Origin of the sequence: Streptococcus oralis, from assembly GCF_019334565.1 — a bacterium.
In the GTDB taxonomy this organism is placed as follows: Bacteria; Bacillota; Bacilli; order Lactobacillales; family Streptococcaceae; genus Streptococcus; species Streptococcus oralis_CR.
The window spans coordinates 1,248,781-1,269,280 of sequence record NZ_CP079724.1; the positions used below are offsets into that span (position 1 = coordinate 1,248,781).

General features: G+C 41.1%; 18 protein-coding genes. 5 read left to right on the forward strand and 13 right to left on the reverse strand.

Annotated elements, in window-relative coordinates; genetic code table 11:
* Nucleotides 1–76: 76 nt before the first annotated feature.
* From KX728_RS06215 to KX728_RS06225, 3 genes are read right to left on the reverse strand one after another with little or no spacing between them, the layout of a single operon-like run.
* Complete coding sequence (locus KX728_RS06215) at nucleotides 77–433, reverse strand: arsenate reductase family protein (RefSeq protein WP_215804522.1); 357 nt, start codon at nucleotides 431–433, stop codon at nucleotides 77–79.
* 12 nt (nucleotides 434–445) lie between these two features.
* Nucleotides 446–961 carry a methylated-DNA--[protein]-cysteine S-methyltransferase gene (locus KX728_RS06220; protein WP_215804521.1) on the reverse strand — a complete coding sequence of 172 codons (516 nt, stop codon included), beginning with the start codon at nucleotides 959–961 and terminating at the stop codon, nucleotides 446–448.
* Nucleotides 958–1,452, reverse strand: a complete 495-nt coding sequence (locus KX728_RS06225) for a GNAT family N-acetyltransferase (protein ID WP_215804520.1) — start codon at nucleotides 1,450–1,452, stop codon at nucleotides 958–960. Before KX728_RS06225 ends, KX728_RS06220 begins: the two co-directional genes overlap by 4 nt.
* A 134-nt stretch (nucleotides 1,453–1,586) precedes the next feature.
* Between KX728_RS06225 and KX728_RS06230 the strand changes: the two genes are divergently transcribed.
* Nucleotides 1,587–2,033: a DUF1836 domain-containing protein gene (locus KX728_RS06230; protein WP_049478331.1), complete on the forward strand. Its 447-nt coding sequence runs from the start codon at nucleotides 1,587–1,589 to the stop codon at nucleotides 2,031–2,033.
* Nucleotides 2,030–2,677, forward strand: coding sequence for a PAQR family membrane homeostasis protein TrhA (gene trhA, locus KX728_RS06235; RefSeq protein WP_001097972.1), 648 nt, complete (start codon nucleotides 2,030–2,032; stop codon nucleotides 2,675–2,677). Before KX728_RS06230 ends, trhA begins: the two co-directional genes overlap by 4 nt.
* A 19-nt stretch (nucleotides 2,678–2,696) precedes the next feature.
* Here trhA and pdxT read toward each other — a convergent pair whose 3' ends face one another.
* From pdxT to nox, 3 genes are all read right to left on the reverse strand, one after another.
* Nucleotides 2,697–3,278, reverse strand: a complete 582-nt coding sequence (gene pdxT, locus KX728_RS06240) for a pyridoxal 5'-phosphate synthase glutaminase subunit PdxT (protein ID WP_219108618.1) — start codon at nucleotides 3,276–3,278, stop codon at nucleotides 2,697–2,699.
* Entirely contained in the window at nucleotides 3,279–4,154 is an 876-nt protein-coding gene (gene pdxS, locus KX728_RS06245) for a pyridoxal 5'-phosphate synthase lyase subunit PdxS (RefSeq protein WP_215804518.1), read from the reverse strand.
* A gap of 153 nt (nucleotides 4,155–4,307) precedes the next feature.
* Nucleotides 4,308–5,687: a H2O-forming NADH oxidase gene (gene nox, locus KX728_RS06250; protein WP_000036761.1), complete on the reverse strand. Its 1,380-nt coding sequence runs from the start codon at nucleotides 5,685–5,687 to the stop codon at nucleotides 4,308–4,310.
* 310 nt (nucleotides 5,688–5,997) lie between these two features.
* Here nox and KX728_RS06255 point away from each other — a divergent pair, with 310 nt between their 5' ends.
* The 3 genes from KX728_RS06255 to KX728_RS06265 are packed head-to-tail and all read left to right on the forward strand — an operon-like array spanning nucleotide 5,998 to nucleotide 8,813.
* Nucleotides 5,998–6,927, forward strand: a complete 930-nt coding sequence (locus KX728_RS06255) for an FAD:protein FMN transferase (protein WP_215804955.1) — start codon at nucleotides 5,998–6,000, stop codon at nucleotides 6,925–6,927.
* Between the two features lie 18 nt (nucleotides 6,928–6,945).
* Entirely contained in the window at nucleotides 6,946–7,551 is a 606-nt protein-coding gene (locus tag KX728_RS06260; RefSeq protein ID WP_000915935.1) for an NADPH-dependent FMN reductase, read from the forward strand.
* A 17-nt stretch (nucleotides 7,552–7,568) separates the two neighbouring features.
* Nucleotides 7,569–8,813: an NAD(P)H-dependent oxidoreductase gene (locus tag KX728_RS06265; RefSeq protein ID WP_215804517.1), complete on the forward strand. Its 1,245-nt coding sequence runs from the start codon at nucleotides 7,569–7,571 to the stop codon at nucleotides 8,811–8,813.
* A gap of 84 nt (nucleotides 8,814–8,897) precedes the next feature.
* Here the strand turns inward: KX728_RS06265 and KX728_RS06270 are convergent, their stop codons facing one another.
* The 7 genes from KX728_RS06270 to pgdA form a co-directional block, all read right to left on the reverse strand.
* Nucleotides 8,898–9,155, reverse strand: a complete 258-nt coding sequence (locus tag KX728_RS06270) for a DUF896 family protein (RefSeq protein WP_049478328.1) — start codon at nucleotides 9,153–9,155, stop codon at nucleotides 8,898–8,900.
* Between the two features lie 41 nt (nucleotides 9,156–9,196).
* A complete protein-coding gene (gene glyS / locus KX728_RS06275) occupies nucleotides 9,197–11,233 on the reverse strand; it encodes a glycine--tRNA ligase subunit beta (protein WP_215804516.1) in 2,037 nt (678 codons plus the stop codon).
* 263 nt (nucleotides 11,234–11,496) lie between these two features.
* The gene (gene glyQ, locus KX728_RS06280) at nucleotides 11,497–12,414 is read right to left on the reverse strand and encodes a glycine--tRNA ligase subunit alpha (RefSeq protein ID WP_000038733.1); all 918 of its coding nucleotides are present in this window, start codon (nucleotides 12,412–12,414) and stop codon (nucleotides 11,497–11,499) included.
* A gap of 211 nt (nucleotides 12,415–12,625) precedes the next feature.
* Nucleotides 12,626–12,997, reverse strand: coding sequence for a GFA family protein (locus KX728_RS06285; protein WP_215804515.1), 372 nt, complete (start codon nucleotides 12,995–12,997; stop codon nucleotides 12,626–12,628).
* Nucleotides 12,998–13,313: 316 nt separating this feature from the next.
* Entirely contained in the window at nucleotides 13,314–17,825 is a 4,512-nt protein-coding gene (locus KX728_RS06290; protein WP_215804514.1) for a S8 family serine peptidase, read from the reverse strand.
* Between the two features lie 289 nt (nucleotides 17,826–18,114).
* Nucleotides 18,115–18,957, reverse strand: coding sequence for an aldo/keto reductase (locus KX728_RS06295; protein ID WP_215804513.1), 843 nt, complete (start codon nucleotides 18,955–18,957; stop codon nucleotides 18,115–18,117).
* Between the two features lie 81 nt (nucleotides 18,958–19,038).
* A complete protein-coding gene (gene pgdA / locus KX728_RS06300; RefSeq protein ID WP_215804512.1) occupies nucleotides 19,039–20,379 on the reverse strand; it encodes a peptidoglycan-N-acetylglucosamine deacetylase PgdA in 1,341 nt (446 codons plus the stop codon).
* Between the last annotated feature and the right edge of the window lie 121 nt (nucleotides 20,380–20,500).

Genomic DNA, 20,500 nt, shown 5'->3' on the forward strand with positions numbered 1-20,500 from the left:
TTTGTCTATCTTCTAGTTTATCACACTTTAAAACAGGGAGGCTATATATTTTACCTATCAAGGAGATAAATAAAAACTATCTCAAACCTAAGTTCTCATAGGTCTTTCTATAGCCAATTTGTTTAACAGCACCATTCTCCACCAAAATTGGACGTTTCAATAACATGCCATCACTGGCTAGAAGCTTGGCTGCTTCTTGTTTTGACAAACTTCCCACCTTATCTTTCAAGCCCAGTTCACGGTATTTAATCCCGCTGGTATTGAAAAATTGTTTCACTTCAAAACCGGAAGTTTCTAACCAGTTCAAAATCACTTCTTCACTTGGGGTTTCTTCTACGATGTGGACATCTTGGTATTCCAGTCCAAGTTTATCCAATTCATTTTTTGCTTTCTTACAAGTTGATCATTTTGGGTATTCGATAAATTCTAACATCTTCTTTTCTTTCTATTTTTTATTTTCTTGAAATGCTACGCCTTCATGCTCCAAGAGCCAGGCTTTCTTTTCAACTCCCGAAGCATAGCCTGTCAGACGATTTCCTGACCCTAGCACTCGGTGACAGGGGACGAGGATGGACCAGGGATTACGCCCCACTGCTCCGCCAATCGCTTGGGCAGAGGGCACCTGCAAGTCTCGAGCTATTTGACCGTACGTCACTGTTTGACCATAAGGAATGGCCTGTAAGTAAGCCCAGACCCGCTTTTCAAAATCTGTTCCAATAGGAGCCAAAGGTAAGTCAGATAGATCCTGAACACTGCCTTCGAAATAGGTATCTAAATAGGAAATAACCTGGTCTAGGACAGGATGTTTCTTAACTATTTCTATACTATCTCCAGCGATTCCCCTCTCAAAATGAGTTTGGTCCTGTACCCAAATTCCATACAGATATTGCTCGTCAGCAACTAAGGATAAGGTTCCAATTGGCGACGGGTAGAGCATTTTTGCGTACTTATTCTGCTTCATTTTTTTAATTTCTGATAGGCCAAACGTTCCCCATCAACTGGAACCTTACCAACCTGTTGGAAGCCTAGCTTTTCAAAGATATGCTGCATGGCCTTGTTTTCTACATGCGTATCTGAACGAAAATCTAGATAATCAAAACCTTCAATCAAGCCTTCTAGGAAAGTCTGAGCAACACCTTGTCCTTGGACATCTGCTGCCACAGCGATACGGTGAAAGACCAGATATTCTGATTCTTCCCCCTGCCAACTTCCTTCATAAATGGCTTCATAGGCTTTTTCTGGACTCTTGGTCACAGCAGCATAGGCTAGCAGTTCTCCTTCTTCCAAGGCCACATAGGCTTGGCCTGAGATAATATCATCAATAATGATATCGGCATTTGGATAGCCATTTTGCCACTGGTCGCTACCAGACTTGGCTAAGCACTTTTTGGCATCCTCCATCACCTGCATAATCGCATCTACTTCGTTTGGAAAAGCTAAACGAATCTCCATCTTTTCCCCTCATTTCTAACTAGTTTCTCTCATCATAGCATAATTTAAAGCTTTCTACAAGCGGTTGAAACTTGACTTTTGTTTTTTATTATTTTATAATCTAGTTATCGAAACTAGATAAAAAGGAGTTGGAAATGAATTCTAACTTTTCCTACCCAAAATGGGAAGACATTCCAAACATTGACCTCTATCTGGATCAGGTTTTGCTTTATGTCAATCAAGTCTGTGCCCCTATCTCTCCAGATAAGGACAAAGGACTAACAGCATCCATGGTCAATAACTATGTCAAACATGGTTACCTGACAAAGCCAGACAAGAAAAAATACCAACGCAAACAGATTGCCCGTTTAATTGCCATCACCACTCTAAAGTCTGTCTTTTCGATCCAAGAAATCGCTCAAACACTGAATACTCTGCAAACTCAAGCAAGCTCAGACCAGCTCTACGATGCTTTTGTAGACTACATGAACCATGGGATTGATCCAGAAAATTCTATTATCCAAACTAGCTGTCAAACCGTTAAACTCTATCATCAAACTCTAGACTTAATCCTTAGTAAAGACAAGGAGGAAATCCAATGAATACCAGCCTAAAGCTCAGTAAAAAACTCAGTTTTGGAGAGGAAATTGCTAATAGCGTGACCCATGCTGTGGGTGCCGTTATCATGCTCATCTTGCTCCCTATTTCATCCACCTATAGTTATGAAGCACATGGATTTTTATCATCTTTTGGTGTTTCTATCTTTGTTATCAGTCTCTTTCTCATGTTCCTCTCGTCAACCATTTACCACTCTATGGCCTATGGTTCGACCCACAAATACGTCTTGCGAATCATCGACCATTCTATGATTTATGTGGCTATCGCAGGCTCTTATACGCCGGTCGTATTGACTTTGATGAATAACTGGTTTGGCTATCTGATCATTGCCATTCAATGGGGAACGACCATTTTCGGCATCCTCTATAAAATCTTTGCTAAAAAGGTCAATGAGAAATTCAGCCTTGCACTTTACCTGATTATGGGCTGGTTGGTTCTGGCAATCATTCCTGCCATTATCAGTCAAACAACGCCAATCTTTTGGAGCCTCATGGTAACAGGCGGACTATGTTACACAGTTGGAGCTGGATTTTATGCTAAGAAAAAACCTTATTTCCACATGATCTGGCATCTCTTTATCCTAGCCGCGTCTGCACTCCAATACATCGCTATTGTTTATTACATGTAAAAAAGTTGAGAATCTTTTCTCAACTTTTTTCTTTACACATATTGATAAAATACTGGTGCAAGCGAGCATCATCTGTCAATTCTGGATGAAAAGAAGTTACCAGCATATTTTTTTCTTGGGCTGCAACGATTTGATCATCAACTTTTGCTAAAACTTCTACACCCTCTCCAACACTGCTGATAATCGGTCCACGGATAAAAGTCATGGGAATCTGACCAACTCCCTTACATTCTGCCTCTGTATAAAAACTTCCTAGTTGGCGCCCATAGGCATTGCGCTCTACTACTATGTCCATAGTCGCTAGATGACTTTCTTCCTGAGAAGTGATTTCCTTAGCCAGCAAAATCAAGCCCGCACAGGTCCCAAAAACGGGTAATCCAGATAGAATGGCTTCTCGGATGGGAAGCAGCATGTTCTGGTCGCGCAAGAGCTTGCCCATGGTTGTAGACTCACCGCCAGGTAATATCAAACCCACCAAGTCACTCTGATGTTGTTGAAAATCATCCAAATTTCTGATTTCAACACTCTCGACTCCTAATTTATCTAGCACTTTTGCATGTTCTGCAAAGGCACCTTGCAAGGCCAATATTCCAATTTTCATCTATTTTCCTCGCTCTGCCATGAGAATTTGGATTTCATTCTCATTAATTCCAACCATGGCTTCCCCTAGGTCTTCAGAGATTTGTGCTAGAATTTGAGGATTATGATAGTTGGTTACCGCTTTGACAATGGCACTTGCTCGTTTAACAGGGTCTCCTGATTTGAAAATACCTGAACCAACAAAGACACCCTCTGCCCCCAATTGCATCATCAGCGCAGCATCTGCTGGTGTTGCAACACCTCCAGCTGCGAAGTTTACAACTGGCAATTTTCCATGTTCATGAACGTATTGGACCAATTCTACAGGGACTTGCAAGTCCTTGGCAGCCACATAAAGTTCATCTTCGCGAAGATTTTGAATACGGCGTATTTCTTGATTCATCATGCGCATATGACGAACGGCTTGAACGATGTCACCTGTCCCCGGTTCTCCTTTTGTCCGAATCATGGAAGCTCCCTCAGCGATACGACGCAAGGCTTCACCCAAGTCCTTAGCTCCACAGACAAAAGGAACTTGAAATTCCTTCTTATCTACATGGAAACGATCGTCTGCTGGAGACAGCACTTCACTCTCATCGATATAGTCAATCTCAATAGCCTCTAAAATCTGAGCTTCAACAAAATGCCCAATTCTGACCTTGGCCATCACTGGAATGCTGACCGCTTCTTGGATTTCCTTAATCATCTTTGGATCGCTCATACGGGAAACCCCACCAGCTGCACGAATATCAGCTGGAATCCGTTCCAAGGCCATAACAGCTGCCGCACCAGCAGCCTCTGCGATACGAGCCTGTTCAGGGTTTTGAACGTCCATGATAACCCCACCTTTGAGCATCTGTGCCAAGTTTTTATTTAGTTCATAACGATTTTCAGTCATTTCTTAATCCTCATCATTTGTATTGGTAGCTACCATTTCATTTTAAGCCAGATTAGAATGAAGTACAAGATAGAAAATCAATAATTGTATGGGTACAAATGGATTGAAAAAAACTATCTGACCTTAACTTAAGGCCAGATAGTTCATTCATTTCTATTTTTCAGCTGTAAGTGCAGCCATTGTAATGTAGTTGTATGGTTTGTTGAAATGTGGCAAGAAGAATAGGTCTGTCAAAGCCAATTTATCAATGGTTACATGCTCTTGGATAGCAAGTGAGAACATGTGGATTCCCATACTGATAGCAGCATCATGTGAAACCATTTGTGCACCAAGGATTTCGCGGCTGTCTTTGTCAAAGACAATCTTGATGGCAACTTCGTGGTTGTCATGTTTGATAAATTCTGGTTTTTGAAGATCGTTAAAGCCAGTTTCAGTTGCATTATAGCCTGCAGCTTTGGCTTTTTCAAGAGTCAAACCAGTCGAAACCATGTGAAGACCGTAGATTGAGATACCGTTTGATCCTTGAACTCCGATTCCTTCCAATTCATGACCACAAGCGTTATAAGCACCAACGATACCAGTACGTACAGCGTTAGAAGCAAGAGCGATGTAGCTTGTATCTTTACGTGCATTGTCATAAACAGTTGCACAGTCACCAACAGCGTATACACCTGGGATAGATGTTTCTTGTTTCTTATCTACAAGGAAGGCACCGTTACGGAAGAGTTCAATCTTACCATCAGCAAGAGCTGTGTTTGGACGGAAACCAACAGCAAGAACCACCATATCCACATCAAACGTTTCTTTGTCTGTTACCAAGCGTTCAACTTTTCCATCACCTTGGATGGCTTTAACTGTTTGACCAAGAGCCAAGCGGATGTTGTGGTCTTCCAAGTTCTTCGCCATCATTTGAGTAAAGTCTTTGTCATAGTAGCCGTTCAAGACAGTGTCTACAATATCTACAAGCACTACTTCTTTTCCAAGACGCTCGAAAGCTTCGGCAAGTTCTACCCCGATATAACCACCACCAACAACGGCAATGCGCTCAAGGTGTTTGCTCTTGTCTTCAAGTTTTTCAATAACTTCTTCAGCGTTTTGGTACAATTTAACAAATTGTACATTTTCAAGAGTTGCTTTGAATTCGCGGTTGCCCTTAACGATTTCAACACCTTCGATTGGAGGCAAGATTGGAGTTGAACCAGTTGCAAAGATCAATTTGTCATAAGATTCTTTGTGCTCTTTTCCTTCAACTTCTGCAGTCACAACTTTGTTATCGTAGTCAATTGAAAGAACTGGTGAGTTCATGTAAACTTTGGCACCTTTTGCTTCCAATTTTTCTTTATCAGAGTAGAAGAGACCTTCTGGGCCATCAATTTGTTCCCCGATCCAAAGCGCCATTCCACAACCAAGGAATGAAATATTTGAGTTTTGGTCAAACACTACGATTTCGTTCTCATGTCCGAAGTTGTCCAACATGGTATTAATACAAGCTGTACCAGCGTGGTTAGCACCAACTACAACGATTTTACTCATAGAAAAATTCCTACCTTTAATTTTTGATTTACCTTTCTAGTATATCATTTACTGTTAGCGTTTACAAGATATTTGCTCAGAATTCTCTTTTTTTCAGAAAAAAATACACTTAACATTGATAAATCCAATTTTTCTATCGCTTTCATATTAGTTTTGAGCATATTTCTTGACTTTTTGTCAAAATTCATTTGTGAAAACGCTGACTTTATGATATGCTAGATACATGGAAAGAAAATGTAAGGGGTTTAATTTTTCTTTAACGACCTTATATTGAATGATTTCCTATAAGAAGAAGAAAGGAGTTGGTAGCTTGCCTCTTCGTTCGCACTCTGAACGGCTAATGGGAACAACGATCACGATTTCATTAGTAGATGAGCGGGCAGAAATCCTGCTTCAGGACGCTTTTGACTTGCTCAAAGAGCTCGAATACCGCTTTAACGCCAACAGTCAAGAATCCGAACTGATGGAAATCAACTACCAAGCTGGAATCGCACCTGTTAAGGTTCATCCTGACCTGTTTGAACTGATTGCTCTTGGACTTGAGCATAGCCTAGCACCATCTAGCCATCTCAATATCAGTATTGGTCCCTTGATTCAAACCTGGCGAATCGGATTTGCAGATGCACGGCTTCCAGACTCTAAAGAAATCGAAGCTGTCTTGCCTCTAGTTGACCCTCATTTTATCAAGTTGGATCCGACTAGCTCTACTGTCTTTTTAGAGAAGAAAGGAATGAAGCTTGATTTAGGTTGTTTAGCTAAGGGCTATAGTGCAGATAAGGTTGCCCAGTATTTGAAAGAACACGGTGTCACCTCTGCCCTGATCAATCTCGGAGGAAATATCCTCACCATCGGGAACAACCAAGCCAAAGAAGGGAAAGCCTGGCAGATTGGGATTCAAGATCCGCGAAATCCTCGTGGCAACCATCTCCTAACCATTCCTGCTTCTAACAAATCCGTTGTCACTTCAGGTATCTATGAACGCCATCTGACAGTAGATGGAAAAGACTATCATCATATCTTTGATAGTGAGACAGGATTCCCTGTCGAAACAGACCTCGCTAGCCTAACGATTATCTCTGATAAATCCGTTGATGGTGAGATTTGGACAACGCGCCTTTTCGGAGAACGAAGCGCTTCTATCCTCTGGCAAGTCGAAAGTATAGATGGTATTGAAGCCATCCTCATCGACAAAGAGGGACGCCTTGCATGTTCTTCAGGCCTTCAAAATTGTATTATGTAAAAAGAGAAAGGAAATCTCATGCTAAAACTTATTGCCATTGTTGGAACGAACTCTAAACGTTCTACAAACCGCCAATTGCTCCAATACATGCAAAAACACTTTGCTGATAAAGCTGAAATTGAACTCGTTGAAATCAAGGATATCCCTGTTTTCAACAAACCAGCAGATAAGCAACTTCCAGCTGAAATTCTTGAGATTGCAGCTAAAATTGAAGAGGCTGATGGTGTGATTATCGGTACTCCTGAGTACGACCACTCTATCCCTGCGGTATTGATGAGCGCTCTTGCTTGGCTATCTTACGGTATCTACCCACTTTTGAACAAACCAATCATGATCACTGGTGCTTCTTACGGTACACTTGGTTCATCTCGTGCCCAATTGCAACTTCGTCAAATCTTGAATGCTCCTGAAATCAAGGCAAATGTTCTTCCAGATGAATTCTTGCTCTCACACTCTCTTCAAGCATTTAACCCAAGTGGTGACTTGGTTGACCTTGATGTCATCAAGAAATTGGATGCCATCTTTGATGACTTCCGTATCTTTGTGAAGATTACTGAAAAATTGCGCAATGCACAAGAATTGCTTCGCAAAGATGCAGAAGAATTTGACTGGGAAAATTTGTAAGATAGGAGACCGAAAGAATGAAATTTGTTGGACTTGTTGGATCAAACTACGATCAATCATATAACCGCAAACTCTTGGAATTTATCCGTCGCAATTTCAAATTCAAATTTGAATTAGAAGTCCTTGAAATCGACGAAGTTCCAATGTTTAACCAAGACGAAAAATGGGACGAAAGCTTCCAATTGCGTTTCTTGTATAACAAGATTACACGTGCTGATGGTGTCATTATCGCCACTCCTGAGCACAACCACACTATCTCAGCTTCGCTCAAATCTGTACTTGAATGGCTTTCATACGAAGTTCATCCATTTGAAAACAAACCTGTTATGATTGTGGGAGCATCATACTACGACCAAGGAACTTCACGTGCCCAGGTTCACCTTCGTAAAATCCTTGACGCTCCAGGTGTCAATGCCTACACACTTCCAGGAAATGAGTTCCTTCTTGGTAAAGCCAAAGAAGCTTTTGATAACAATGGAAACATCACCAACGAAGGCACTGTTAAATTCCTTGAAACTTGCTTAGATAACTTTGTTAAATACGTAGGAGTCGTTTCGAAATTGAAAAAACCAAAACCAATCGAACCAGAAGACTTGGATTGTGGAAAACCAATTGCAACAACCATTACAGAAGTTGACCCTGACGATCCAGAATGGGTAGAAAAAGTTGCAGCAATCACTGGCGCTGTTTCTGGTGATACCTATGTCAAATTGGACCACGGTATCCTGACAGTTAACCAAATCGATATGTTCTTGAAAGCTATGCCATTTGAATTGACATACGCTGACGATAACAACCAATTCCTCTACTACAACAACGCTCACCAAGATCCAGACACCATGTTTGCTAAACGTGTACCACCTCAATCAGGTAGCCGTATGTCAACTGTGCATGGTTCTCTTCCGCCAGCACGCATGAAGAATGTAGAGTGGGTTATCGGAACACTTCGCAACGGAAACCAAGAATATGTTCGTACGATTGTTCCAGGTTCCCCTGCAGGTGTTATCAACACTCACAACTACCAAGCTATGTACTATCCTGACGGATCATACGCTGGTATCAATGAAATCGTCTTTAACTTCCAACCATGGCTTGACTGGTACCTAAAAGAAACGGGTCAACGTTTGGTGGGTGGTAGCGGACCTTTTGCTCCTGCTACCGGAGGTCATGGAGACGCAGATGCTACTTCTGGCGCTTCTGATTCAGGGGATGCTGGAGGCCACGGTGGTGACGCTGACGCTACTTCTGGCGCAAGCAACTAAGAAACCAAAAAGGAGCCATTTGGCTCCTTCTTTTTTATTACAACAGACAAGGGGCTTGTAAATCATCTACAAACCCCTTTCATTTTATGAGTTAGGATCATCTAAACTACGGCCGTGTAAACCTTTTTCACGTTGTACTTGGCGTAGTTTTTCTGGTGTAACGTCATTTCCTTCCTCGTCCACAACTTTGATTCCTTCAATGTGGTGACGAACAGAACGACGATAGCCTTCGATGTATTCCTCACGAAGCTTAGCTTGTTCCACTTTTTCAGCAGAAGTTAGACCTTCTGTTTTTTTCTTTTTAGCAAGCTCGTTGATACGAGCAATTTTTTTCGGATCCATTTCTTCTCCTTTGTAATAAGATACAGTCCATTTGACTGAGTTTATTTCGTATTGATTTGGTTAAAACGTACGAGCTTAGCTGCTTTCTTGGTTAGTTGCGACAAGATTGCCAAACGATTTTGTCGAACAGTCTGATCTTCAGCCATTACCATGGTATTTTCAAAGAAAGCATCAATAATTGGGCTAAGCGCAAAGAGTTGTTCTAATTGCTGGTTTGCAGTTCCTGACAAAACGAGTGATTCTACCGCCTCCGCCAAAGCTTTTTCTTCTTCATTCTCAAAGAGGGCAGGATCAACCGTGTCAAAACCTTCTGCCTTATCCGCCAAGTTGAAGGCACGTGAGAGGGATTCGACAGACGATTTGAAATCTTCTTTCTTGCTTGCTTCTACGAGAGCACTTGCTACTTCCAACATATCCGCCACGACAAAGTTTGAACTTGCAAGAACTGCTTCCTTGATATCTTTTGGAGTAGAACCCATCATCTTATCAACACGAGCCTTGATAAAGTCCATAACCTCTGCTTTATTTTCATAAGTCAAGCTGTCAAATTTCAAACTGTAAAGGCTATCGATCAACTCATCCATAGCAATATGCCAACCAAAGGCATCCAAGATACGAACTACACCTTGGGTCGCACGACGAAGAGCATAAGGGTCATTAGAACCTGATGGAATCAAGCCCACTGAGAAGAAACTCAAAATCGTATCCAATTTGTCTGCAATGGCTAGAATGGCTCCCACCTTACTCTCTGGAAGAGCTCCGTCAGCTGATGTAGGCATGTAGTGTTCACGAATAGCAGCCGCAACTGCTGGAGTTTCTCCAGCAAGAAGGGCATATTTTTCACCCATAATACCTTGGAGCTCATCAAACTCACCAACCATACCCGTCAACAAGTCAAACTTGTAAATAGCTGCCGCACGCGCTAGGTCAACTGTTTCATCCACTGACAAGCCAGCTTTTTCTGCCAAGAGAATGGCAATCTGCCCCGTACGAATCATGTGTTCACGAAGGGAACCAATCTTCTCATGGAAAGTCACATGGTTCAATTTTTCAACAAGATCTGAAATGACCAATTTTTGGTCTTCACGCCAGAAGAATTCACCGTCTTCCAAACGAGCAACTAAGACTTTTTCATTACCCTTGATAACATTTTCCAAATGCTCTGCGTTTCCGTTACGGACTGAAATGAAGTTTGGCAAGAGTTTACCGTCTTGATCACGAACAACAAAGTAACGTTGGTGTTCTTTCATCGAAGTTACCAAAACTTCTTCTGGAACTTCAAGGTATTTTGCATCAAAACTTCCCATAAAGGCAGTTGGGTATTCAACCAAGTTCAAGACTTCATTCAGCAAGTCAGCATCAATTTCGATACGGACCCCATGTTCAGCCTCGATTGCTTTGATTTGATCAACAATCATTTGCTCACGTTCACGAGGATCCGCGATTACAAACTGCTTACGAAGATCTTCTTCGTAGCTCAATACTGACTGAATCTTAGTTTCTTGCCCCAAGAAACGATGACCACGACTTACACGACCGCCCTTGATATCAAGGAAATTCAAGTCAAACTCTTGCTCGTCCAAGAGAACAGTCAAAGTGTGTACAGGGCGGATATATTCAAAAGTGTTGTTAGCCCAGTGCATGCTGACAGGGAAAGTCAGTGACTTCAAGACGTCTACTACACCTGGAACAATGGCTTCAACTGGTTGCCCCACTTCTTCCTTGGTAACATAGACATATTCTTCACCCTTGATTTCACGGAATTCGATATCTTCAACCGTCAAGCCTTTTCCACGAACAAATCCTTGAGCTGCTTTGGTGAAGTTTCCATCACTATCCAAGGCAATTTTCTTTGCTGGACCCTTGAAATCTTCTGTCAAATCAGACTGTTTGTCTGCAAGACCAGTCACACGAACAGCTAAACGACGTGGTGTTGAGAAGGTTTGAATGGCTTCAAAAGAAAGGCGGTTTTCCTTGAGGAAGGTTGCCATTTTTTCACCTAGTTGTTTTTCGCTTGGAGTTACTACGTAGGCTGGTAACTCTTCAAGACCGAGTTCTACTAATAAGTTTTTTGTCATGTTTTTTCCTTTACATCTTCTTCAATCTTTTCTTTTGATATACACCTTAGATACTGGGGATGTCGCTAACTAACTTTTGAGGGTCTGTAAGGAAATCTTATACCAAATAAACTAAGATTTCCAACAGTCTCATCAAAGTGGATTTAGCTGACTGATTCTTGAACCCAAGGTTTCAAAAATCCCCACATAACAGTACGGCGTTGCATATCCCTCTAGCAAGTCTTCGACTTGCCTTTAACGATTTTAGAGCACAGTATTACTTACTATTCTGCGTCTTCTGCTAGGAGTTTAGCTCGTGTTGCTTCATCCAAAAGTGGGTAGCCTAGGCGTTTGCGTTCTGCGACAAAGGTTTTGGCTACGACACGGGCCAGGTTACGGATACGGGCGATATAGCCTGCGCGCTCAGTTACAGATACGGCACCACGCGCATCAAGCAGATTAAAGGTGTGTGAACATTTGAGAACATAATCATAGGCAGGGTGAACCAATCCCTCTTCCAAGGCACGACCAGCTTCCTTTTCAAACTTATCAAAGTTTTCCAGCAACATTTCTTGGTCCGAAATTTCAAATGAATATTTTGAATGCTCGTACTCAGGCTGGATAAAGATTTCTCCGTATTTTACACCATCTGCCCACTCAATATCATAGACAGAATCAACTTCTTGAATATAAGAAGCCAAGCGTTCCAAACCATAGGTAACTTCCGCAGTCACAGGACCTGTTGCCAATCCACCAACTTGTTGGAAATAAGTGAACTGAGTGATTTCCATCCCATCAAGCCAAACTTCCCATCCAAGACCAGCTGAACCAGTTGATGGGTTTTCCCAGTTGTCCTCAACGAAACGGATATCGTGTTCCAATGGATTGATACCCAATTTTTCCAAAGACTCAAGGTAAAGCTCTTGGATATTTGATGGAGAAGGCTTCATGACCACTTGGAATTGGTGGTGTTGGTATAGGCGGTTAGGGTTTTCCCCGTAACGACCGTCAGCAGGACGACGTGATGGCTCTACATAAGCCGCATTCCATGGCTCAGGCCCAATAGCACGAAGGAAAGTGTAAGGACTCATTGTCCCCGCACCTTTTTCATTATCATAAGCCTGCATGAGCATACAACCTTGGTCATTCCAAAATTGTTGCAAAGTCAAAATAATTTCTTGAAATGTTAATTTCTTAGACATTGAATACTCCTTAATAAAAAATGATTTTTTTCGACACGAGTCTGCCTTGTCGATTATACGAGGCAAAACGAGTTAGTACTGCGTCTAGCTCAGGCACTCTAGTGCTGAGCGTGGGGCAGTCCGACTGTAAGGAGGTCTCTGCCACTGACGCAGTGGAAAGTCAATTTATTAGACATTGTTTACTCCTTTAATTTATATTATCTTTTTAGATTTATTCATCAAGCAACCAAGAAAAAGCTGGGTTCTGAAAAATATGACGTTTGGGAACCGTTTGTAAATTCTGATCGCATTCATCTATTGTACCTAATTTTAAAGCACAGACTTCTGGTATATTTTCTTGAGCAGTGAAAATTTGACTATGACAGTTCTGACAGTAATAGCGTTGTTTTCCTGGAGATGAACTATAGGTAACCAACTGTTCTTTTCCATGCAATACTAGGTTTTTACTGCTAACTTTGGCATTCACTGTATAGGCAGACGCAGTTGCTTTCCGACAGAATGAGCAGTGGCAAAAAACTAATTCCGACAATTCCTCATCTAAAGTGTAGGTCACTGCTTTGCATAAACAAGATCCTTTAAGCATTATGCTCCTTTCTACTTAGGCATTAGAGGAAATTCAAAAAGAACCGAATTTCAACACCCAAGCCTTGCGACTAGGGGCGTCTGAAACGCGGTTCCACCCTAATTTATTACTTCATTGTTTTTAACAATACGACAGAAAGCGCCAGTTTCTTACCTTGTTCTACTTGGCTCCCACTACCCCAAGCTCGCTGAAGAACGCCATAAGACTTTCTTTCCTAGCTAGTATTATAGCAGATTTTCTAGCCAGTGTAAACCAAAAATGAGTCTGAAAACAAAGTTCCAGACTCATTTAATAGTAAAGCTTCAGAAAGTCCTGTTTAAGGATGTCTTTTCGCTTTTGGTTTTTTGCCATGTAAATTTCTCTTGGCTTGTTTCAATGCTGTAATGGCATCTTTGACATCTTCTTGGCTCGCTCCTGGATCTTTAAGGAGTTCCTGTGCCTCTTTAAAAGTTAAAAGATAAGCTGCTTTTTCTTTCTTGTCTGCATAGATAAATCTCGCGTTTTTTTCTTGGAAAAGGCGTTCATCCTTGACCAGTTTCTTTAGACTAGAGAAGTCTGTTGCCTTGCCATTTAGTTTGCTTTTAGCTGTTGCTAGGGCAATGAGAGATTGGTCAATTTGATCCTGTTTGACTCTAGGATCCACAGCTAGTAAGGCGATTTCTTGGAAGGCACGATCATAAGCTCGACGTACTTTTTCTTTGGCATTAGCATATCGTCCAGTTTTAGTCGTTGCATAGTAAGCTTTCATAGCTTCTTTCAAGGCTGTAACGTTCGAATCTTTTCCATCCAAAGCTTTACCAGCAGCTTCAAGACTAGCGAGAACTCTATCAATCAATTCTTGCTTTAATTTGCTTGACAAGGCTGACTGTGCCACTTGGAAAGCTTGATCATAAGCTTTTCTCTTATCTGCACTACTATTAAAGTAACGAGACGTTTCTACCAGTTCTTTTTGTTGATTTACCGCAGCAATCAAGGCCAACTTAGACACAACAGATAGACGCAAAGCATTATTTCGACCTGGCTGAACGAGCAAGGAAACGAGATCTTCAAGGAGTTCATATCCAGTTGGCAAGGTGACTTGTACAGTATAACGACCTGTAGCAACTTTCTTACCAAAGGCGTATTGACCGTATTTTTCAGCAGGAAGAGTGATCCTTGTCCCATCTTCTCCTTTCAGAATCACAGTAGTCGTCTTTGGAACTGCTTGATTGAAGGAAACAGACACTGGTGCATATTCTAGGAGATTTGCTAGGAAGGTAATGGTTTGGAAACTATTTTCTTCCGTCAAGTCAAACTCTTGGGATAAGGCACTGATAAACTTCAATTCTGTTCGGTCATAACTGAAAATTTCTGCTGTATAATGACCAAACTGTAAGAAATGAATCGCTTTTGTCTTGTCAACATCAACATATTGCCCCTCGCTATTTTTGATTCGATAGACATAGAGGGTATCAATATCTTGGTTTGTTTTCGCATCCTTCAAGGCAATTTTCACTCGACCACTATTTTGATCGCGTACAAGTTCAGCAAGTGAGATATAGTCTACATTTCCTGCATAGTCCTCTACAAGATAGTAAATATTAGCCTTGTCAACATCCTTTGGAAGTGTATAACTACCGTCAGCATTGGCCTTAATCAGATGGGTGTTCTCAAGCGCACGGGTTCCAGACTGGTCTTTCTCAGATAGAACCATGGTCCCTTTCTGGTCAAATGGTGTGAGGTAGAAGAGTTTTTCTGAAAGGATACCGCCTTGACCCACATCTTTTGGTTTGCGAGCTACGAATTCTTGGTTTCCATCTTTAAAGCGAATATAACCACTTGTGATGACAGGTTTTTGAGTATCAATTTGAATTTTGAAGGTCGTATATTGTTCTTTGGCTCCTGGAACATCTGGTGTGTAACTAATAACATAGTCATATAAACCATCTGCAACGATATTGCCATCAAAATCCTGACCTCTCCAAGCAGTATTATCTAGAATATAACTCTTCAGATTTCTACTGTCACCATCAAAATAATTCTTACGAAGATCCTTTGCATCGCCCTCCCAAATAGGATGTTCATGCTTGGTATCTGTAGCAGCATAAACTGTAGCCCGAAGATTTACAAGATTTCTCAAAGCAACCGTTTTGTATTCGACTAAGTCTTTGTTTCCATCATCATTTGGAGAAATGGCAATACGGACATTCCCTTTTTCGTCCAACTGAAGAACATGCTTACCTTCAGCATTTTGTTCAATCCCAAGAACAGTAATTCGGCGTCCTTGGCGTTGACCTTTAGACACTAGAAGGTCATTTTGCAAGGTAGCTAGATAGGTAGCATCATTAGAGTAGTTAACGGCAGGATTTTCCTTGTCTACTTCCGTGTAAAATCCATTTTTCCCTTCTCGGACAAGATTGTAAATTGGTTTTTCGACAGCAGGGAGATTTTGGAATTCTCCTCGGAAGCCCATAAATGCAAGACTCACAACATCCCCATCATCTGCTGGATCTACAAATCGAACAAAACCTTCAAGGAAATAGCCATTTGGCATTTGTTTGCTGAGTTGATCAGCAAATTTTCTGGCATCTACTTTAACAGTGACTGTTTGACTGCTGTGGGCTTTGACCGTCACTTCAGGCCAGACTGTCTCCGTTAGTTTTCGAGGTCGAAGGGTGAATTTTCCATCTTGGACTTCGTCTGTATTGGTATTCACTACCATCTTGAGAGTACGGTCAGTATCTGAAATGTTGTGTACAGTGACCTTGAAAGTAAATTGGTCTCCAACATTTCCCAAAGTCACACTTGGATAACCATTTTCACCCGTTACATAGAGGTCTGTTGACACTGCAGCAGCAGTATCCACAATACCAGAACCTTGCTGACGAGGAGAGGTATAAGTGCCTGTGTCCTTATTAACATGTGGTTTTGCAGTTGACATGATCAAGGCCTTGACAGTCTCTGATACTTGCTCAGGAGTCAATTCTGGATGGTGTTTTTGAAGGTATTCCTTAACCAGAACTGCAACACCCGTAACGTGAGGAGCCGCCATACTGGTTCCGCTGATACTACCGTAGGTATTGTCATTAAAGGATGAGTAGATATTGCCACCAGGAGCTGTCACATCTGGTTTCAATTGTCCATCGGTAGTCACTCCCCAACTTGAAAAGTCAGATAGCTGATTGGCTACATCAGAAGGACGATTATCCATCTTACCATTAAAAACAATCTTGTAGTTTCCTGATTTTAAGGCTTCACCATACTGTTTAGAAATAAATACAGAAGGAATTTTCTTTGCTTCATCATCAATAGACATATTGATGTTTGCACCTTCTACATTATTGTAGATCAATGCACCAACTGCACCGTGTTTTCGTGCATTTTTGATCTTCTCTGAAAAATTCATAGCTCCACGCTGAATGAGGGCAAGTTTCCCAGTTAAATCCAACTTCGCAAAGTCTTCTTCACGACCTAACCCTGCTTCGACGTATTCGTACTCTTTTCCTTTTTCAAAGTCCTTATCTGCTTCAGGTTGATTATAATCAAATTTTCCGTTATGAAGACCGTCATTTCCCTCTAGACCTTTGACTTCAAAAACCGCTGTCGTCAATGTTTTATTGTTGACAGAAGCAACTGAAATCGAATCTTCAACAGTGGATGGATTTCCAACCAAGCCATAGTCTGGGTTTTCAGCTAATGGTTTTGAATAACCATTTCCGAATGTATTGCTATTTCCTGCTGAGATAAGAACAGAAACTCCCTTGGCACGAGCCCGTTTGATGGCATCCACAATATCAGAACCAGCATCCACCATAGAACCAGTGCTAGATCCCAAACTCATATTAATGGCATCTGCTCCCAAGGCAACTGCATCATCAATCGCCTTTACATAAAGGGCCGAACTGGTCGTTTTTTGGCGGTCTGAAAAGACACGCATAAACATGACTTGGGCTTCTGGCGCAACACCATAGACCTTCTCACCATTTGGTGCCTCTTTATCAGGGTTTCCAGCTGCAATCCCTGTTACGTGCATCCCATGAGAAGTTCTTTCTGCTTCTTTGATCTTATCTGTTCCGTCAAAGTAGTCATAGGCATAGACAACCTTATCACTATACCATTTACCGTAGTCGATTCCAGCAGCCTTTTTAGCTGCTTCGATGGCTTTCTTGTTTTTAAATTTTGCTTTTGACGGATCCGAAATTCGAAGTACCTCATGATTCAAATCAAGTCCAGAGTCAATAATGGCAACAACGGTCCCTGTTCCCTTGTAACCAGCCTTCCAAGTTTTCGGTACTGTGATGATATCATTGCTTGAAAGACTATTGGGTTTTGCAGACTCAGCTTTTTCTTGTTCTTTTTCAGTAGTTGCTGTTTCTCCAGTAGTTTTAGGAGCTGTCGTTGCTTGAGCCTCTTTGTTCTCTATGTTAGAAGCCTTCTCAGTAGCAGGCGCTGGACTGGCATCTACTGTTGTTTCTTTTTGGACGACACCTTGATTCTCTTCGTTTGCAACTGCGCTATCTTTTCCTGATTCTTGAGATTCGGCAGTTTTATCAACTGGAGTTTCTACCTTAGCATCTTGTTTACTAGCATCCTCTTTAGAAGTTTCAGCTTCTTGTTTCTCTCCAACTACTGGTGCAATCCCATTAGTATTGGTTTGGTCAGTCGCAGACTTTGAGTGTTTATCGTCTTTTAGCTCTGTCTTAATTTCCTGAGTTTGAGCTTGATTTTCACCTGTACTCTGCTCATTGGCACTGACTTGACTTGCTCCAAAAACCAAAGCAGTTCCCAATAAAACTGAAGCAAGACCAAATTTGTATTTCCGTAATGAAAAACGTTGTCGTCTATTCATACATAATCTCCTTTTTCTTTAAAGTATACCTATTATAGCGCAAATAGGTATAAATTTTTACAAAAATCTGAATTGTCACAAAAATGTAATATTTACGTATATATCTTACTTATTTAATTTTATCATTCGTGTTATTTGCTCCATCAAACCAATATTTTCTAAATTCGTTCCTATATTTCAATCCATAAAATTATTTTATTATACAAACAATTTAGATTTTTTATACACAAAAAGACTAGGATTTAAAATTCCTAGTCTTTGTTATTTCAGTATAAATAGATTTCACAAACTAAAAATCCATCTCATCCACACGTGGTGCACCAGAAGTCACTGAAATTGTTTTTAAGACTTCTCGCTCTTCGTTGCTGAGTTCAATCCCAAAACAGTCAAGATTGCTCTGGATACGAGAGGCTGTCACTGACTTAGGTAGGGGTAAAAAGCCTTCTGCCAAACTCCAAGCCAAGGCGATTTGAGCCACTGATTTCCCATGCTTAGCAGCAATTTCTTGGACTTCTTTCTGTTCAAACAACTCTCCTTGGCCAAAAGGTCCCCAAGCCTCTAAGAGAATTCCTTTCTCTCTACAGTAGTCAACCACTTCCTCTTGATAAACTCCTGGTGCCAAGCGCACCTGATTGACCGCTGGAATGACTCTTGCTGTCTCAAGCAAGGCATCCAAATGATGGGGAAGGAAATTACTAACGCCGATAGCACGGATTTTACCTTCTTGGTACAGGTCCTCCATCGCTCTCCAGACTTCAGCATTGCGAGTTTTCCATTCGTCATTTTCTCTTAAAGGTTTTGGATTCGGCCAATGGATAAGGTACAAATCTAGATAATCCAATCCCAGTTTTTCCATTGATTCTTCAAATGCTTGGCGTGCTTCATCATAGCTGTGATTGGTATTCCAGAGTTTGGTCGTTACAAAGATTTCTTGTCGTGGAAGACCGCTATCTCGAATAGCGCGACCAACACTTTCCTCATTTTTATAGATAGCTGCAGTATCGATATGTCGATAACCATCCTTTAAGGCTTCTAAAACGGCTTGGTAGGCTACCTCTCCATTTTCAGCTTTCCATGTTCCAAATCCTAGTACAGGAATTGAAACTCCATTATTAAGGGTGTAAGATTTCATCGTTTTTCCTTTCTATGTGAAGAAAATCTAAAGAAACAAAATCCTGATTATCAGAACACTTGCCCCTTTAGATTTTAACAATTATTGATCACGATCGTAATAGATCTCGTGAGCTTTCAAGCGAGAATTGAGCAATTCAGGAACGGTCACAAATGTATACCCTTCACCCTTTAAATACTCAATGACACTTGGTAGAGAATTAACTGAAGGACCATGGATATCATGCATGAGGATTATAGAACCATTGCGAACCTGACGTTGAATCTCTGTCAAAATGGCTGTCTCATTTTTACTCTTCCAGTCCAAACTATCCACGTCCCACATGATGAAGCTTAAATCAAGGCCGTTTCGAATATCATCAGTGATGGCACCATAAGGTGGGCGCATCAGTTTAGAGCTTGATCCTAAAACTTGAGTTAACAGATCTTCTGTATCAGTGATTTGCTTTTTAGCATCTTCGAGCGAAAGTTGTGAAAGAACGGGATGACTCCAGCTGTGGTTTCCTACAACATGACCTTCTGATTTCATTCGTTTTAGAAGATTTTCATTACCTGCAATGTTTTTACCAAGTACAAAGAAGGTTGCTTTTACACCATATTTAGCTAAAGTATCCAAAGCCTGCGTGGTTGTAGTTGGATTTGGACCATCGTCAAAGGTCAAGGCTACAACCTTTTTATTTTTCTTAGCAAAGTATGCTTGGTAGAGTTCAGCATCCTTTTCTAATAGATAAGAGGACTCAATGACATCAAAGAAACTGGATATGGGCAAAGCAATTTCCTCAACAGTCTCTCCAGGATTAGCAGGATAAAGGATGATTTGACTATCCTTATAGTCAAAGCTCCAAGATGTCAATTCTTGGTCTGTGAAGCTCTTTATAACTTGATCAATTTTTGCCTGATCAAGTTTCTTATCTTCTAGAGTTGATTTGATTTGACTCAGCAAGAGTTCCTTAGCCTTGCTTGCATCTTTGAAGAGTTTACTGAGGTCAAAATCTTTCCCATCTTCAGTCAAGAAAATTTTCCCTAAAGAAGTCTTTTCTTTTTCTTCAACCTTTGATGCAGACAAATCGTAGACTTGCTTGCTGATATTTCGAGAAACAACTCCCTTTAAGACTGGATCCAACTGCTCGGTATAATAAAAGACCAAATCCTCTTTATCTTCCAGCTTTTCTTTGATATCCTGGTTGATTTTTTCTCTAACAGACGCAATGACTTCCTCTCCTTGCAGAGGGTAGTAGGCAATCACCTCAGCTTGACCTTTTCGAAAATGGTCCTTCTGACTACCTGAGTTGAATTGCAGGTCCTTTTCGCTTTTTAGCGCTTCAATTTTTTGTTCGTAAGATTGCTTTTGTAGTAGCTTATAACCAATAGCACTCCCTAATAGAATCGTAGCAATTCCTAAGATTCCAACAAAGGAAAGCAATAGCCTTCTCGTTTTATCGTGAGAAACACGTTTCGCTCTATTTTTTTCATATTTCCATCATATCAAATCGAGGCTATTATTTCAATGATAAACAGGGATTCTGTCTTTTTTTAGGAAAAGA

What these genes read in the sequence shown, in the direction of transcription:
- KX728_RS06220 (WP_215804521.1), bottom strand. Translation starts at nt 961, where the DNA reads ATGAAGCAGAATAAGTACGCAAAAATGCTCTACCCGTCGCCAATTGGA.
- KX728_RS06225 (WP_215804520.1), bottom strand. Translation starts at nt 1,452, where the DNA reads ATGGAGATTCGTTTAGCTTTTCCAAACGAAGTAGATGCGATTATGCAG.
- KX728_RS06230 (WP_049478331.1), top strand. Translation starts at nt 1,587, where the DNA reads ATGAATTCTAACTTTTCCTACCCAAAATGGGAAGACATTCCAAACATT.
- trhA (WP_001097972.1), top strand. Translation starts at nt 2,030, where the DNA reads ATGAATACCAGCCTAAAGCTCAGTAAAAAACTCAGTTTTGGAGAGGAA.
- pdxT (WP_219108618.1), bottom strand. Translation starts at nt 3,278, where the DNA reads ATGAAAATTGGAATATTGGCCTTGCAAGGTGCCTTTGCAGAACATGCA.
- pdxS (WP_215804518.1), bottom strand. Translation starts at nt 4,154, where the DNA reads ATGACTGAAAATCGTTATGAACTAAATAAAAACTTGGCACAGATGCTC.
- nox (WP_000036761.1), bottom strand. Translation starts at nt 5,687, where the DNA reads ATGAGTAAAATCGTTGTAGTTGGTGCTAACCACGCTGGTACAGCTTGT.
- KX728_RS06260 (WP_000915935.1), top strand. Translation starts at nt 6,946, where the DNA reads ATGCTAAAACTTATTGCCATTGTTGGAACGAACTCTAAACGTTCTACA.
- KX728_RS06265 (WP_215804517.1), top strand. Translation starts at nt 7,569, where the DNA reads ATGAAATTTGTTGGACTTGTTGGATCAAACTACGATCAATCATATAAC.
- KX728_RS06270 (WP_049478328.1), bottom strand. Translation starts at nt 9,155, where the DNA reads ATGGATCCGAAAAAAATTGCTCGTATCAACGAGCTTGCTAAAAAGAAA.
- glyS (WP_215804516.1), bottom strand. Translation starts at nt 11,233, where the DNA reads ATGACAAAAAACTTATTAGTAGAACTCGGTCTTGAAGAGTTACCAGCC.
- glyQ (WP_000038733.1), bottom strand. Translation starts at nt 12,414, where the DNA reads ATGTCTAAGAAATTAACATTTCAAGAAATTATTTTGACTTTGCAACAA.
- KX728_RS06285 (WP_215804515.1), bottom strand. Translation starts at nt 12,997, where the DNA reads ATGCTTAAAGGATCTTGTTTATGCAAAGCAGTGACCTACACTTTAGAT.
- KX728_RS06290 (WP_215804514.1), bottom strand. Translation starts at nt 17,825, where the DNA reads ATGAATAGACGACAACGTTTTTCATTACGGAAATACAAATTTGGTCTT.
- KX728_RS06295 (WP_215804513.1), bottom strand. Translation starts at nt 18,957, where the DNA reads ATGAAATCTTACACCCTTAATAATGGAGTTTCAATTCCTGTACTAGGA.